Annotated in this window: 10 protein-coding genes; 7 read left to right on the top strand and 3 right to left on the bottom strand. The window is 42.7% G+C overall.

Annotated elements, in window-relative coordinates:
- Window positions 1-47 precede the first annotated feature (47 nt).
- Window positions 48-353, top strand: coding sequence for a hypothetical protein (locus tag ABWT76_RS27175; protein WP_054466658.1), 306 nt, complete (start codon window positions 48-50; stop codon window positions 351-353).
- 104 nt (window positions 354-457) lie between these two features.
- Here the strand turns inward: ABWT76_RS27175 and ABWT76_RS27170 are convergent, their stop codons facing one another.
- On the bottom strand, window positions 458-913 hold the full coding sequence (locus ABWT76_RS27170) for a hypothetical protein (RefSeq protein WP_054466657.1): 456 nt from the start codon (window positions 911-913) through the stop codon (window positions 458-460).
- A 141-nt stretch (window positions 914-1,054) separates the two neighbouring features.
- Entirely contained in the window at window positions 1,055-1,459 is a 405-nt protein-coding gene (locus tag ABWT76_RS27165) for an NIL domain-containing protein (RefSeq protein WP_054466656.1), read from the bottom strand.
- Window positions 1,460-1,617: 158 nt separating this feature from the next.
- On the opposite strand from ABWT76_RS27165, the gene ABWT76_RS27160 reads away from it, so the two are divergent.
- The 6 genes from ABWT76_RS27160 to ABWT76_RS27135 all read left to right on the top strand — a co-directional run bounded on the left by ABWT76_RS27160 (window position 1,618) and on the right by ABWT76_RS27135 (window position 14,726).
- Window positions 1,618-2,235: a thioredoxin family protein gene (locus tag ABWT76_RS27160; protein ID WP_082348877.1), complete on the top strand. Its 618-nt coding sequence runs from the start codon at window positions 1,618-1,620 to the stop codon at window positions 2,233-2,235.
- Between the two features lie 161 nt (window positions 2,236-2,396).
- Window positions 2,397-5,729, top strand: coding sequence for a DUF499 domain-containing protein (locus tag ABWT76_RS27155; RefSeq protein WP_354635245.1), 3,333 nt, complete (start codon window positions 2,397-2,399; stop codon window positions 5,727-5,729).
- 1,188 nt (window positions 5,730-6,917) lie between these two features.
- Window positions 6,918-7,343, top strand: a complete 426-nt coding sequence (locus ABWT76_RS27150; RefSeq protein ID WP_054466653.1) for a hypothetical protein — start codon at window positions 6,918-6,920, stop codon at window positions 7,341-7,343.
- Between the two features lie 354 nt (window positions 7,344-7,697).
- Window positions 7,698-10,463, top strand: coding sequence for a DUF1156 domain-containing protein (locus ABWT76_RS27145; protein ID WP_354635244.1), 2,766 nt, complete (start codon window positions 7,698-7,700; stop codon window positions 10,461-10,463).
- Between the two features lie 655 nt (window positions 10,464-11,118).
- Window positions 11,119-14,394: a helicase-related protein gene (locus tag ABWT76_RS27140; protein ID WP_354635243.1), complete on the top strand. Its 3,276-nt coding sequence runs from the start codon at window positions 11,119-11,121 to the stop codon at window positions 14,392-14,394.
- Window positions 14,388-14,726, top strand: coding sequence for a hypothetical protein (locus ABWT76_RS27135; protein ID WP_190878647.1), 339 nt, complete (start codon window positions 14,388-14,390; stop codon window positions 14,724-14,726). Before ABWT76_RS27140 ends, ABWT76_RS27135 begins: the two co-directional genes overlap by 7 nt.
- Here the strand turns inward: ABWT76_RS27135 and ABWT76_RS27130 are convergent.
- Entirely contained in the window at window positions 14,677-16,653 is a 1,977-nt protein-coding gene (locus ABWT76_RS27130; RefSeq protein ID WP_054466652.1) for a DICT sensory domain-containing protein, read from the bottom strand. The genes ABWT76_RS27135 and ABWT76_RS27130 overlap by 50 nt on opposite strands.
- Between the last annotated feature and the right edge of the window lie 689 nt (window positions 16,654-17,342).

The raw sequence follows: 17,342 nt of genomic DNA, 5'->3' as shown, positions 1-17,342 counted from the left end.
TCTAATAGCTAGAATCAGATAAGTTGATCGATCAGGACTATTTGCCGATGAATATTGATGGAATTATCGAAACCGCGATCGCCGTAGGCAAAAGCTACACAGACGGTTTAAATAATCAAAAAAAAGATGAGGCCGAACCAATTCGCTTAGAATTAAGATGTATTGGCTCTCGGTTACATTGGGATAATGTTATGTTTGCGGTTTTTTACCAAAACAAGCAAGGCAGCTATTACTATTTTCAGTGCGCTCGCACGGAAAACCCTACTCTAGAGACAAATTGGAGTTTTGTTTTTCAGCGGAGTAGCTTTAATCAAAGTGAATTTGATGAAATTGTTTGGAGTCAGCCCAACTAATTCCCACTAATTAGCAATAAAAAACCGTTTTTTCCCCGAAAACGGTTTTTTTACCAGTAAAGCCGAGCCAGCCGATCGCTATCGCTCGATTAGCTGAAATTAAATTAATGCGGGAAATTAAACAAATAAGATAACCCTAATCCTAGGAATAAACTGCCCAAACCAATCGAAGTTAAACAGAAAAAGTTTTGCCGGGAAGTTAATCGACTATTTTGGATATCCAACCTAACCAAACCACTGGTAATTACAATTAATAAACCATAGCTAAACACATCAAATACTGATAAAATAACAATCATGGTAAATGAGAGTACCATAGCGGTTAAGAAAGAACCCGCATCGGATTTTAACCAGCGATAGACAATGGTCTTGATGACTAACCAAGGAGACGAAAATATTTCCGCCACAATTAAAATAAAACTGATAGTGATTGCCCATTGCCACCAGGGGGCTGCTGTTTGAGATAAAATTAACCCTAAGTTGATGTGGGCAATTGACATTAAGGCAATGGAAATGTAAGAAGTTTTTTTAAGTAACTCAACAAGTTTTTTCGCTGCCATATTAGTTACTTTTTATTTGGTGGTTGGTGGTTGTTGGCTGGCTAGATTTTTTTAGTTATGGGTTACTTGTTCTTTGTTTTTATGCTAGAATAATTTATCATAAACCATAAAAATGAAGCACAAATAAATCAGTAAATCCTCCTATAAATTTGTAGAAATCGCATCCACCGGACAGGTGGGAATACATTGCTCGCAGACAATGCAGCGCGATCGCACAAAAGTTAGTTTAAAGGTCTTCTTTTCCAGAGTCAGTGCTTCCGTGGGACACACTCCCGTACATAACCCGCAATGGACACAACTTTCTTCTGAAATCAAGATTTCTCCACTAATCGTTGACACTTCAATATCTAACGATCGCATCCAATCAATTGCCGCATCCAAAGCATCAATATCCCCGGATAATTCTAAAAGCAATTTACCAATTTGATTGGGGGCTACTTGCGCCCGAATAATATTGGCGGCGACATTAAAATCTTTCGCCAATCGATAAGTCAGCGGCATCCCCAGAGAACTTCTGGGAAAGGTTAAAGTTACTCGTTTTTTCACGGCCTTCTCCTGATTTCTTCACTGCGATTCTCGCCCCTAAGCGCGTTCGCGATAGCGTTGCGGAGCAATCTCGCGATGGCTTTACGCCGTTTTTGGCATAATTCGGTTAAACTGGGAAAAATTGTAACAATACTTAACAAATCCATCCCATGAACGATATGTCACCTAACTCAGCCAGATCCGCTGTTGAAGCCAACGATTCCGCGCAGCGGACGAATGGCGCGATTAGCGCTATTGCCCCGCAACTGAGAAATTTTCTAATTGTGTTGGTGGCGATCGCTCTGAGTGTATCCTTATTTATCGGCTTACGCACAGAAACCACCACCGCGTCTCTCAGCGAAATTGCCGAAAATTCCATCCCCTTAGACGTAGCCTTAAGCAACGGCAAACCTACCCTGATGGAATTTTATGCCAATTGGTGCACAAGTTGTCAGACAATGGCTCCCACCCTAGAAGAACTGAGGGCCGACTACCAAGATCGGCTTAATTTTGTCATGCTCAACGTGGACAATAGTAAATGGTTGCCAGAGATGCTGAAATACCGAGTAGATGGCATTCCTCACTTTGTCTTTTTAGGCGCTGACGGTGAAGCGATCGCCAGTGCGATCGGAGAAATTCCGCGATCGGTGATGGCCGAGAATTTAACCGCCTTAGTCGCTGGCAACTCCTTACCTTACGCCCAAGCCACAGGTCAGGTTTCTCGCGTCAAATCCCCCATTCAAAAAGCCAGCCAAAGCAGCGATCCTCGAAGTCATGGGACTCAGGTGGTAAATTAGTTACTCCTGGCAGGGGAAGAGGAGAAAAAGAAGAGAGATGCATAGAATAAGCATACTACGCACATCTTTTCTCTATGCCCATCCGTCCCTGAAGTGGTTCAAATCCTCTCTTTCCTCTTTCCTAAGAACCTCTACCCTAAGAATCTCTATCCTAACCAACTATGCCTTTATCCTCAATTCTTGATACCTGTATTCCTCGAAAAGAAATTCTATCCGGCTCGTTGAAAGAGGAAATATTTGCCGCCAAAATTCGGCCAGTGGTGGAAGGAAAAGCCCCGCAAGTTTATCAGGATTCTCATGTTTTTTTCGCGAACACTTTTCCCACTGATGGGATTAAAACCCTGATTCAAGAAGTTTTTAGCCGTCTGACTCAACAAGGGGCTGGTTCTCCGGTGATTCGCTTAGAAACCAGTTTTGGTGGCGGTAAAACTCACGACCAGATTGCCCTTTGGCATATTTGTAAACAAGGGAGAAAAATTCAAGGTTTAGACCGTTTTGTGGATTTGAATTTAATCCCAGAATCGGCGGTAAAAGTAGCAGCAATTGATGGCCGAGATTTAGATCCACAAAATGGAATTTATTATCAAGATATTGGCCTGACTACTTATACTATTTGGGGAGAAATTGCTTACCAAATTGGCGGTGTGGCCGGTTATGAATTGCTCAAAGGTTCCGATACCAGCGGGATTAGTCCGGGAACTTCTATTTTAGAACGGTTGATTAATGGGCAATCTACTGTTATTATTATAGACGAAATTGCTCGCTATTTGCGATCAGCTAAAGCTAAACTAATTGGGAATAGCGATTTGGCAGCACAAGTGGTAGCTTTTCTGTTTTCTTTGATGGATTTAGCGGCAGCTTGTGACTGTTTGGTTTTGGTTTATTCTCTGGCTTCAAAGTCTGATACTTTTGCGGCAGAAACTGCCTATTTGAATGATGAACTGAATGAGTTGATTCAGGCTTCTTCCCGTCAGGAACGGGTGATTAGTCCATCGACGGATATCGAGATTTATAATATTGTTAAACAGCGCATTTTTGAACGGGTAAGTGATGAGGCAGCTAAGGCAGCAGCGGCAGAATATGTGGATCTTTATCGCTTGACTCGCGTTGATTTACCGGATGCTTGTAAGGATGCTTCTTATGCTGAGGCGATCGCACAATCTTATCCTTTTCACCCGGAACTGTTTAAGCTGTTAACCCAAAAAATTGCCGCGATTCCTGAGTTTCAACGGACGCGAGGGGCGTTGCGTTTATTTGCTTTGGTGGTGCAGCATCTTTGGCAAGCAAATCAGGAAAGTCCAGGGGCAGAAATGACCGGGTTGCTGTCAGCTTGGATACCGATGATTCATTCCCATCATATTCCCGTTGGGGTGAATAGTCAGGTGACTAATGAGTTGACTTCTCGGTTACAACGTCCGTTTATGCGAGGGCCAATTCAGGCGGATATTTATAATTTAGATGGGCGAAAAGCTTATGCCCAAATTCAAGATGAAGCATGGACTGTTGCTGGTAAACCTCCTTTTTCTACTTGGGTGGCAAGAACGATTTTTTTGCATTCTTTAACTCAAGGCATTTCTTCGGGGATTCGGGAAGCAGAATTAAGTTTGTCTTTGCTGACTCCAGATGTTAAAATGGGGGTGGTAGATGATATTCTACAAAAGTTGGTTAAGGAAGCTTGGTATTTGGATTACGATCCAATTACCTCCCTTGCCCGGTTTAAGGAAGAACCTTCTTTAAATAAGATTATTTCTGAGGAGAAAGAACAAGTTAAGCGAACTGATGCTAAGGAAGAATTAAGAAGGCGTCGGGATACTATTTTTGCGAAGCGATTTTTTACTCTGATTTCGGGTCAGATAGACAGTCCCTCGGACGTGGACGATCGCCCTGATGATATTGCTTTATGTGTGATGGATTTTGATGATGTCACCGTGGATAGTCCTACGGATCCTGTACCGGAGTTAGTCGATCGCATTTTTCATCAAACCGGGGATTCTGGTAAGTTTAGAATTTTCCGCAATCGCTTGTTATTTTTATTGGCAAATAAGCCCGCTTTACAACAGGCGATCGAGAATGCTAGAGAATATCAAGCGATTAGAAATATTCTGCGTAGTCCTAATCGTTTAGATGATTTGTCAGACCGGCAGCAGCAACAATTGAAAGAACGAGAAGGGCAAAAAGATTTAGATGTGCGGGTATCTTTGACTAATGCTTATCGTCATTTATTTTATCCAGCAAATGACCTGGTAAAAGCCCCGAAAGGTTTGATGCACTATACTCTTAGCGCCCAAGATGCTAGTATGGTTAAAGGCAAAAACCATCAGCAGGATGTGATTCTTAAGGCGTTAAAAGATTGTGATAAAATTCGCCCAGACGATGCGAAACCTTTTGCCCCGGCTTATATTTTGCAAAAAGTTTGGCCTGCGGGGATTGATTCTTGGACTACTAAAGAACTTTGCAATGCTTTTGCTAAGGATTTATCCCTGAATATGCTGTTAGAAAAAGAAGTTTTGATGTTACGGGAGACGATCCAAAAAGGTTTGACTGAGGGACATTGGGATTTGAAGGTTTCTGATAAGCCCGAACGCTTTTATATTAAAACTCAGAATCAGCCGTTGGTTTTGCCAGATATTGTGGAGTTTAGCGATCGCTTTGTTCTCTATCGTCGGGGAATATTGGAACCCCCTAAACCGAGAACTTTAGAATTGACTTATCAGTTAATGTCTAGTTCTTCTGGGGAAAAACCCGTTTATGTCCGGTGGAAAGCTGACGCGGCCCTAAAAGTCACCTTATTTAAAAATGAAATAGCGATTTCCACCGAGTTCAAACCCAAGGACGAATATGAAACGGAAATTAGCAGTTCTACTCTATTTAAAATAGTGGCAGACTATGGCAACGGGGAAACTGCGACAAGGGAAGTTACGGTTGACCCGGTAAATGCAGGGCCGGGAGTGGGTTCCCTGCGGGAAGTTTCTGCTATTTATCGTCCGACTAATTCTTCGACTAATTCTGGTACATATAATATAGATGCGAATCAGCCGAATATTTGGGATAGTCAGCCCCCTACGGTGGAAGTTGATGGTAGTCTTAATTCGGTTTTCAATCAGTTGGGCGATCGCTTTCAGGACCATCGGGTTAAGGCGATCGCAGCTATAGAAATGACCGTCAGCGACTTGATGGACTATCGGAAACTGGGAACAGCGATCGCCTTACTCCAGCGTTTTAGTCCAAAAATCGATCAAGACGTGACTATTCAAACTGGGGCAGAATTTATTCGCTTGGAATATCAAGGGGATGCCCGTGGATTTCAGAGTCTTTTCTCAAGTTTGAGTAATTGGTTAGTCAAGTCGGAACAAGGCAACGTATCCTTAAAAGTCGCCCTGGAATTCAGCCCATCCATATCACCTACGGGGCCAGAATTGGAACAAATTAAACAAACCCTTAACCGTAATCCCGTGGAACGGATTCATTTAAGGGCACAGGTGTTGTATTCGTAATATTTGTAGGGGCTTTCGCATGAGATCCGCCGGGGAATAAATTCCCCGTCTCATGGCGAAAGTCGGTTAAAACCGACTAAAATTATATGGTTAATTATATGATTTGAAAATTAATCCGCCCGATATCCGCCCGCCGGGGAATAAATTCCCTAAAATTATATGATTTCAAAATATAAATTTCAGATATCCGCCGGGGAATAAATTCCCCGTCTCATAGGGAAAGTCGGTTAAGTAGGTGGGCAGAAATAAATGCACTACAGACCCCACGAGAAGAAAGGCTGTCATTCCCGCGAAGGCGGGAATCCAAAGCCTATTGGCGGAAAACGAAAAGTGCAATTAATTATGTTCACCTACTTAAAACCGACTAAAATTATATGGTTAATTATATGATGTGAAAATTAATCCGCCCGATATCCGCCCGCCGGGGAATAAATTCCCTAAAATTATATGATTTCAAAATATAAATTTCAGATATCCGCCCGCCGGGGAATAAATTCCCCGTCTCATAGGGAAAGTCGGTTAAGTAGGTGGGCAGAAATAAATGCACTACAGACCCCACGAGAAGAAAGGCTGTCATTCCCGCGAAGGCGGGAATCCAAAGCCTATTGGCGGAAAACGAAAAGTGCAATTAATTATGTTCACCTACTTAAAACCGACTAAAATTATATGGTTAATTATATGATTTGAAAATTAATCCGCCCGATATCCGCCCGCCGGGGAATAAATTCCCTAAAATTATATGATTTCAAAATATAAATTTCAGATATCCGCCCGCCGGGGAATAAATTCCCCGTCTCATAGCGGAAGTCGGTTAAGTAGGTGGGCAGAAATAAATGCACTACAGACCCCACGAGAAGAAAGGCTGTCATTCCCGCGAAGGCGGGAATCCAAAGCCTATTGGCGGAAAACGAAAAGTGCAATTAATTATGTTCACCTACTTAAAACCGACTAAAATTATATGGTTAATTATATGATGTGAAAATTAATCCGCCCGATATCCGCCCGCCGGGGAATAAATTCCCTAAAATTATATGATTTCAAAATATAAATTTCAGTCGGTTTTAACCGACTTGTGCTATGAGACAGCCATCGTTTTAACCCCCGGCGGTGTTTGCAGGCGGTGTTTGCAGGCGGTGTTTGCCCCTATATATCCTATATATAATTTGTAAGTCCTATTGATGATAAAATATGCAAGAATTCCAATTAAGAGTTATTCCCCTAAAAGATAACAATTTTTCCCTGGAACTTTATCAATGTGCTTACAAACAAGCCGGACAGAAAAAACGACCAGCAGCAAAGCGGATTGGCCAATTAAAAGGAGAAAAATTATTGTTAGCCCGCCAAAGCATTTATGCGGCTTTAAAAGCCAATAGTTACGATCCGAAAACTTTGTCGAAACGACGGCAAGCCCCTTATAGTTTATCAGAGGATTCCGGGGTCAGATTGGCGATATTATGCCAAGCCTTGCAGCCATTGTCAAAAAGTGAGAGAATTCAGGAAATTACCACGGGAATTATGGCTATGAGTGATGAAGAAGCCCATTATTGGTTTGGCAAGATTAATCATGGTAAACGCAATTCGGCATTAAAGGCGATTCGGGTATTATTAAGTTAGGGGTGTAGGGTGTAGGGTGTAGGGTGTAGGGGGAAGGGAGGGTGTAGGGTGTAGGGTGTAGGGTGTAGGGGAAGAAAGTGATGCATTCGTAGGGGCGAATGGCCATTCGCCCGTACAAGTTAAAAGTTATGCATAAATATCACTATTCACTCTTCACTCTTCCCCACACCCTACACCTCTTACCCTGAGCCTGCCGAAGGGCTACACCCTAAACCCTCTCCCCCCTACACCCTACACCTCTTACCCTGAGCCTGCCGAAGGGCTACACCCTACACCCTACACCCCAACCAACAAACAACAACCAACAACCAACAAACAACCATGAACAAAGATAGATTATTGATCGAGAGAATTATGCCAGTGAAACTGTTAAATCAACAGGTGGCTTATGAACATGGGGGTAATCCATTTAAAGGATTACACCGCTGGTATTCTCGGAAGCCGTTATCTTTCTCTCGCGCTTCAGTTTTGGCTTCTCTGTTACCAGAGGATATTTCATTAGATGAGTTTGAATATTTACTGGGATTACATCCAGAATTGGATGGGTTAAAACCTGATGCTAATTTGCGACTTTATAAGGTGCCTCCAGGATATCCCGTAGTACAGAAAGTCCATGATTATTGTGAGAGAGTTTGGGGCAACCGAACCCCTACAGTTTTAGATGCTTTTGCCGGTGGGGGGAGTATTCCTTTTGAAGCCGCTAGATATGGGTTAAATGTGTTAGCTTCGGATTTGAATCCGGTGGCAGTTGTGACTATGAAAGCTGCAATGGAATATCCGGTAAAATTTGGCCCCGATTTACAAGTGGATATTGACCGTTGGGTGAAGTGGGTCGGGGATGAAGCGGAGAAAAGATTAGCGGATTTTTTCCCTTCAACCCCGGAAAGTGAGGAAGTTGTGCAAAATTATTTATGGGCACATACGGTAGTTTGTCCTAGTTGTCAGTCTGTGGTTCCCTTAAGTCCAAATTGGTGGTTAAGTAAAACAAGTAACTATGCTGGAAAAGGACAAGCTAGAAAAGTTACGAGTGATTGGTACGCGGTGAAACCAATTCCCAATCTGACAGAAAAGCGGGTTGATTTTGAGTTAATTAAGGGGAAAAAAGGGAAAGGAACAACGATTAAAACCGATGATGGTGAATACAATCCTGATGATTACATTACCGTTAGTCGTGGGGTGGGTAGATGTCCTACTTGTGGCAATATTATTGAGGATGAAGTGATTAAGTCTCAAGCCCAATCTGTCGGTTTAGGACATCAGTTATATGCAGTGGCTTATAAAAAAGGAAAAAGCAGTTTAGAGTTTAGACTTTCTAATGAGTTTGATATAGCGGGATGGAAGTTAAGCCAAGAATATTTAAAAAATCAAGATTATCAATGGCAAATTAATAATTTAATACCTAATGAATATATTATAAACGATCATGGGCAAATTCTTGGTTATTGTCAACAATGGTTTCAAATATTTAACCCGCGTCAGCTTTTAACCTTGGTGACTTATGTAGAAATTATCAACGAAGCGAAGGAGTTAATCCGGGCTGAATGTGAACCAGAAAAAGTAGAGGCAATTTGCACTTATTTGGCTTTAGTATTAGATAGATGTGTTGATGCGAATTGTAGATTAGTTATTTATAACGCTGCTAGAGCTTGTATTCAAAAAGCATCAACACAACACGCATTAAATTTAATGTGGAATTATCCAGAAGTTAATGGGGCAACTGAACTTTGGAAAGCGTGTCAAGAAGAAGGAGCAAAAGACTACACACCTTTATGTAATTTATTCGGCACAAAACCCCACTCTCTCAGCTTACCGGGTATCCTAGAAACCGAACCCAAAAGCATTAAAATTGATGCGGCTTCGGCGGATAGCCTTTATCATATTGCCGATAAATCTGTGGATGCGGTTATCACTGACCCGCCTTATTATGGAACAATTCCTTATGCCGATCTTTCCGATTTTTTCTATGTTTGGATGAAACGGACATTAGGGGATATTTTCCCCGAATTATTCTGGTCAGAACTCACGGATAAAGACCGAGAAGCCGTCGCCAACCCGTCTCGTTTTCGGGATATGGGCATTTCCGCCGATGAATTAGCAGCCCAAGATTATGAGGCAAAAATGGCCTTGGCTTTTGGCGAATATTATCGAGTTTTGCGGGATGATGGGGTGATGACGGTACAATTTAATCATAAAGAATCCGGCGCCTGGGATGTGCTGACTAAATCATTAATTGATGCGGGTTTTGAAATTACCGCTTCTTGGTCTGTGAGCACAGAAAATCCCCAAAATTTACATCAAGCCCAGAAAAATTCTGTTTCTAGTACGGTGTTGCTGGTTTGCCGCAAACGCAACCCGAACGCTGAAGCCGCTTGGTGGGATGATTTGCGCCCGGAAGTGGCTAATTTGGTGGAACAACGCGCCCCGGAATTTGAGGATAATGATATTACGGGAATCGATTTATATTTAAGTGCTTTTGGTCCGGCTTTAAATGTGTTTAGTCGGTCTTATCCCATTTATAATAGCAGTGGGGATGAAGTTCGCCCAGAGGTGGCTTTTGCGGAAGCCCGAAAAGCGATCGCAGCTTATCGTTTCCGCAAATTAGTCCAAACAGATACCCAAGGATTTGACTCTTTAACTCAATGGTATTTTTTGGCTTGGGATGCTTTTAAAGCCCGCGAATTTCCTTATGATGAAGCGCGACAATTAGCTTTAGCTATTGGCGGTTTTAATGTGTCCGACTTGGACAAAACTCATAAATTGCTAAGTGCTTCTGGAGGTACTTGTAAACTCTTAACTCCAACCCAACGATGGAAAAAACGGGCTTTTTCCACGGAAGCCAAAGATTTTTCTTGCCGTTATTTGGTGGATGGAATCCACGCGATCGTCGCTATTTATGAGGAGGAAAACGATATCCAAGCAGTCCGTAAGTTTATGCAAGATACTAATTTGGTGACTAATGATAATTTTATGAAGGCGATCGAGGTTGCTTTGAAGGCTATTCCCCGGATTGGGGATGAGAAAAAACGCATTTCCGAAGAACGGAATTTGCTGGATTTGTGGTCAGCAATGGATGAGATTAAGGCTAAGGTGGTTTATGAACAATTGACGATTAGTTATTAGTTGTTGGTTGGTTGTTGGTTGTTGGTGGTTGGTGGTTGGTGGTTGGTGGGTAGGGATTCTTTTGTTCAACAATCAAAAATCAAAAATCAAAAATCAACAATCAACAATCAACAATCAACAATCAACAATGGTAGGGCGAAGCATTCGGGTAATACATTGTTTGTTTTTTCCGATAAATTCTTTGCCCGAATGCTAGGGCGAAGCATTCGGGTAATACATTGTTTGTTTTTTCCGATAAATTCTTTGCCCGAATGCTAGGGCGAAGCATTCGGGTAATACATTGTTTGTTTTTTCCGATAAATTCTTTGCCCGAATGTTAGGGCGAAGCATTCGGGTAATACATTGTTGGTTTTTTCCGATAAATTCTTTGCCCGGTAAGCGAAGCTATGCCGTCAGGCTTTATGCTTCGCCCCTACAGATTGAATAAACAACAACCAACAACCAACAACAACCAACAACCAACAAACAATGTTAGGGCGAAGCATTCGGGTAATACATTGTTGGTTTTTTCCCATAAATTCTTTGCCCGGTAAGCGAAGCTATGCCGTCAGGCTTTATGCTTCGCCCCTACAGATTGAATAATGAACAACCAACAACCAACAACCAACAACCAACAAACAACAACCAACAATCAACAATCAACCAACAACAAAAAATGCTATTTAAAGAAAAAAGCTGGAAATTAAGTTATTCTAGTAATGAAGATAACCCGATTTTTGATTTCTACATTCCGGCATTGGAATGTTCCATAAACTACGATCGCAAATCGGGATTTTTTAATAGTGCAATTTTAAGTAAAGTTGCCGGGGGTCTGGGGGGATTGTTGCAGAATGAAGGGAAAATGCGCCTGATTTTAGGTTGCCAATTTCAACCCCAAGATTTAGAGGCGATTAAAAAAGGCTATGAGTTGCGGGAGGCGATGATTTCTCGGTTGGATGCAGATTTAACTCCGCCGGAAACTTTTGCCCAGTTGAAACATTTTGAAATTTTGGCTTGGTTGATTCAATATGGTTATTTAGAGATAAAAATTGCCATTCCTCTGCAAAAAGATGGGACGCCAGAAAGCCCGGAACAACAACTCGATCGCCATCATATTTTCCATGAGAAAGTGGGAATTTTTACCGATGCAGAATATAATCAGTTAGTTTGCTTTGGGTCAAATAATGAATCCCTCAGTGGTTGGGAACAAAATATCGAGTCGTTTCATGTTTATTGCAGTTGGGAAGGCGATCGAGATATGCAGCGTGTCACCGAAGAAGTTTATCGGTTTGAGACGCTTTGGCATGATTTAGCCCCGAATGTGAAGTTATTTGCAGTTCCCGAAGCGATTCGCCAAAAGTTATTACGATATAGCCCTGGGGAAAGACCTAGTTGGGATGAAGGGAGTGTGGGGAGTGTGGGGGGAGAAGTGAAAAGTCGTAGGGGCGAATGGCCATTCGCCCCTACAAAAGAAATATCCCTCTTCCCTACACCCTACACCCTACACCCTACACGACGGCGGCTTACCCCTCTTCCCCCTCTTCCCCCTACACCCCACCAAACAGACCTATTAAATGCCCTGTTAAAAATACACGAACATCCGGGGTGTTTGGATTTTTGCTTAAAGTCAATTCCGATTAAACCTTGGTTACATCAAATAAAAATATTGCGCCGCGTTGCCGCAAGTTTCCCGAATAATTTTTTGATTGCTGATGAGGTGGGGTTGGGGAAAACTATTGAAACCGGGCTGATTTTGCGCTATTTGTTGGTTAGCCAAAAGGTGAAACGAGTGTTGATTCTTGTCCCGGCAACGGTACAACCCCAATGGCAAGAGGAACTTAGGGAAAAGTTTAATTTGGATTTTTGGAGTTATCGCCAAGGTAGCTTTAAGTCGGCGGATAAAATAACGGAAATTTCGGCTAATTCTGGGAATCCCTGGAATCAGTGCGATCGCATTTTAGCTTCTTCTCATTTAGTCCGCCGCAAGGAGAGACAAGGGGAATTGTTAGGGGCAGAACCTTGGGATTTAGTTATTTTAGATGAGGCCCATCATGCCCGCCGCAAAAATCCCCAAGCCCGTCAGGAAACTCCCAATAGTTTATTGCAACTGATGCAGCAGTTAAAAACCCAGACCAAGGCTTTAATTTTATTGTCCGCTACGCCGATGCAAATTGACCCTATTGAGGTATTTGATTTACTAGATTTGTTGGGCTTAAATGGTCATTGGCGTTATGGGGATAACTTCTGTAATTATTTTAGCACATTATCTAGCACATTATCTACTACCTTGTCAAGTAAACCGGACGAGCAATTGCTAAAATTTTGGCAAGAAATGTCTCGCGATTATTTCCAGTTTGGGGGAAAACCTTGCCCCCGGTTCCAAGCATATCTGGAAAAAAATAACCGTGTGTTAGCCTATCAACTCCAAGATACCTGGAACCGGGGCAAGCCTTTGGTGCATGGGAAAAAGTTACTGGAAAATGCGGATTTTATGCAGTTATCCCGCCAATATTTGACGGTGAATACTCCCCTGAAAGATTTGATGTTTCGCCATACTCGCGATACTTTGCGGGAATATTATAAGCGGGGAATGTTAAGCCAAGATATTCCCCAAAGGGTTGTCCAAGATAATGCGATCGCCCTGGAAAGCGATCGGGAAATTCCTCTATATCAAGCGGTAAGCGATTATGTGAGAAATTTCTATAAGTTAGCGGAAAAACAGAACCGGAAAGCCCTAGGTTTTTTAATGACTTTATATCGGAAACGGTTAACCAGTTCTTTTTATGCGATTAGAGAATCTTTACAACGACGGTTAGAAGGGATTAGTATTACTCCTGATGATTTGGCGGATTTAGATGATGCAGATGATGCGGTGATTCAAGGGTTGGAACAGTATTTTAATCCTGGATTAAACCCTGGATTAAACCCGGTAGATCCGAAAGAGATAGAGTATTTAGAAGATTTATTACGCCAATTTGAAAATACGGGTGACGATAGTAAGTTATCTTTTTTGCTGGAAACTTTACGGCAGGAATTGTTAGAACGAGAAAGCGCGATTATTTTTACCCAATATACGGATACAATGGATTATCTCCGGGAGCAAATTCGCCAATTATACGGCGATCGCGTGGCTTGTTATTCGGGACGAGGTGGGGAGTTACTAGAGGGGGTAAATTCGCCGAATAACCTGGTTAAGAATAACCAGGTTAAGTATATGTGGCGATTGGTGCCAAAAGAACAAATTAAACGAATGTTTAGAGATGGAGAAATTCAAGTTTTAATCTGTACAGAATCCGCCAGCGAGGGTTTAAATTTACAAACTTGTGGGGTTTTAATTAATTATGATTTGCCGTGGAATCCGATGCGGGTAGAACAAAGAATTGGCCGCTTAGATCGCATAGGTCAGCGCTATCCTACGGTAAAAGTGCATAATTTTTATTATGATGGTACGGTTGAGGCCAAAGTATATAAAAAATTGCGCGATCGCATCAATTTATTTACCAATGTGGTGGGACATTTGCAGCCAATTTTAGCCCAAGTTCCCACCTTTATTGAAAAAGTGGTGATGAGTGCAGACCCGGAAGAAGAAGATGTATTAATGGCAGAATTTGACCGAGAATGCGATCGCCCCTTTTTACGTCCAGATTTAGATGAAATGGTGGGCATGGATGTGGAGGCAGATTTAGCCGAAATCCGCCAAACTTTGCCCGTTTCTCCGATTACTCCAGCAGAAATTGAGCAACTTTTTACCCAATCGGAAATAATGGCAGAACTTTTGCGATCGCGGGGAATTGTGTTCACCCCAATAGGCGATAAAATTTGGCAGTTAACCTATCAAAATCAAGAAATATCAGTCACCTTTTATCCCGAAGTTTTTGACGAACATCCTTCCCTGAGACTAATGACCTTGGGCGATCAATTGTTTGAGGAATTGTTAGTTATTGGTTGTTAGTTGTTGGTTGGTTGTTGGTTGGGGGTTGGTTGGTTGTTGTTGGTTGGGGGTTGGTTGGTTGTTGTTGGGTAGGGATTCTTTGGGTAGGGATTCTTTGGGTAGGGATTCTTTGGTTGGTTGTTGAAGAAAGAACCAAGAACAATCAACAAACAACAATCAACAAACAACAAACAACAATCAACAAACAACAAACAACAATCAACAAACAACAAACAACAAACAACAAACAACAAACAACAAACAACAAACAACAATCAACATTCACTATTCACTATTCACTATTCACTCTCTCCCCTGTTTCCTGTTCCCTGTTCCCTGTTTGGCGGCTTTGATTGGCCGATCTAACTTGCCAGTAAATAGGGGAATAGTGAAATGAAACTCACTGCCTCGATCCAGTCCCGAAGACGTGGCCCAAATTTTTCCCTGCCACCCGGTGACAATTTGCCGACAAATGGCTAACCCTAAACCAGTGCCCCCAGCAGTACGACGCAGGGCGCCTTCTTCTTGATAAAAGCGATCGAATACGGCTTCGAGGCGATCGCGGGCAATACCGCGTCCGGTATCACTGACGATCACTTCCAGGGTTTGATCGTCAAGCTGCTGGGCGCCGACGGTGATTTTGCCATTCGGGGGCGTAAACTTACAAGCGTTATCCATTAATTTCGTCAGCACTTCTACCAACCATTCACCGTCTGCCCGAACTAAGGGCAAATCTGGCGGTACGGCCAAAATAATCTCTGGTCGTTTATTTTGGGGATAGCGGGTCGTGATACTACTGAGGGATAAATAGACGCATTCTTCCAGGGGCATGGGTTCTGGATGCCATTCTACCCGACCACTTTCTAAGCGGGATAAGGTTAAAAAGTCTTGGACTAATTTTCGCATTCGATCCGCATCATCCAAGGCGGTACTCAGCATGACTTGCCTGAGTTCAGGGGGCATATCCGGGTCGCTGGCTAAACTTTCCAGGCAAACTTGAATGGTGGAAAGGGGGGTGCGGAGCTCGTGTCCGGTAATGGCAATCAGGTTGCTGCGAGTCCGGTCTAAGGCTTCTAGCTGTTCGTTCAAACTTTCCAAGTGGGCGAAAGCTTCCCCTTGAATCAAAGCCACCCCAATTTGGGTGGTGATGCCCTCGACTAAGGCTAATTCGTGCGGACTCCAGTCTCTGGAGCATTGTCCGCAGTGATGTAACTCCACCATGCCTACTAGCTGATTTTGATATAAGACCGGCACCAATAGCCAAGAACCAATATTAGCTCGACGGATAAAGCCTTGTGTCTTTTCTGCGGCCAGCCTGGGGTCAGTGGCAGCATTTTCTATATAAATATGTTCAGCGGTGGCGGCAACTTCCTGAAATAAGGGATTTTCGGTCAGAGGCCAAATTTGCCCCGCGAGAGACTCTACTCCTGGGCTTAAAAATTCATGGCTAATGGTGGCGGTGCGATCGCTGGCTTTGCAGCGGTAAATTAAACAACGGCAAACCCCCAAGGCTTTGCCAATTTCTTCGGCAGCCACTTGGAAGATTTCATCGGGATTAAGCGATCGCCGAATTGCGGTAGTAATCAGGTTAATCGATCTTTCCCGCTGTTCTTGTTCGGCTAACGATCGATAGGTTTTGATTAATTTATACTGAGAGGCTTGCAAATAAGTGACAAGGCGATCGGCAAATGGGTCAGGATTCACATAAGAGACTAGAGTTTTTGTCGTTGATAAGAGCGATCGCCCTTGCTCAATTTTTTCGGCTAACTCCGGTCGATACTCCAAAATCCGCTGCAACAAAACTTTTGCGGCTTCACAAGCCACCCGGCGATCGAAAGTCCAAATCCCCTCAAACCGACGGGCTTGATCTATTTCGGCAATGTCCGGCAGATTTGCCACCGCCTCCCGTTCCCGACAGACCAAGCAAGTAGCATAAGTTTGTGCCACCACCACTAAATGCCACTCGTGAGATAGACCATCGTTGGGGTCAAAAGCAACTGTTTCGTGAATACCCGAAGCATTTTTAAAATTAGTATCTGGTGCTGCGAGGACATAGACTTGATTACTTTTAAGTCCAATGCGCCGATATCGCTGGGCTTCCTGACGATAAAAGCGTTCGCGTTGAAAGCAAGCAATCACCAAAGGCTTCTCTGTCCCTGCCAAAACCTGATCTTCCATCGCATGGGACAAGGCCGTTAGAGAAGTTTTAAAGTAAATTTGTGGACGTAGCTGAGGTAAGACTTTTAGCACCTCTGTCAGAACAGAATTGGGATTGCTCATTGATTTTCTGCTTTGTCGAATTTTGTCGAATATAGAAAAGATCAACGGGATTCCACGGACAAATACGATTGTTATTTGTTATTTGTTGCTTGTTATTTGTTATTTGCTATTTGTTGTTTGTTATTTGTTATTTGTTGTTTGTTCTTGGACTAAGGACTAAGGACTAAGGACTAAGGACAACCAACAACCAACAACTAACAACCCACAGCCCACAACCAACAGTGAACAGCCAACAGTCAACAGTCAATAATCTAAGAATTATATTACGTTGTTGTTCGGTACAAGACGAATCCTCGATGTTTACAGATTGCCAACATTGTAAAATCCGGTTAAAATTAGCTCAGGGCGAAGCGTTCGGACGTGACCCTAATAAGTTTGGCGATGACTCGGTGTCTATCCCCACAAGGAATCGAGTAAACATCAAGTAAATGCTGATTTCTGATCATACCCGATCGGGAAAAATCTAATTTTTACCAAGGATAAGATTTGTTAAAATAAATCAAATCATGGTCGGGAAACAAAAGATCAATTCAGTCCATCAGCTAGTTGCAAGCTTCCAGATATGAAGCCATGCCACTAAACAGTCCAGAAAAATCAGCTTAAATCTCGGTGAATATGGTTTAAGAGTCCCTGGGTTACGCCCAAATCCCCAGGGGGATTTAAAAAAATTACCGATCGCCGCCAATGAA

It is taken from the genome of Planktothricoides raciborskii GIHE-MW2, from assembly GCF_040564635.1.
GTDB classification, from domain to species: domain Bacteria; phylum Cyanobacteriota; class Cyanobacteriia; order Cyanobacteriales; family Laspinemataceae; genus Planktothricoides; species Planktothricoides raciborskii.
The sequence above is the reverse complement of the archived record's forward strand: the minus strand, read 5'-3'. Positions and strand labels throughout refer to the sequence as shown.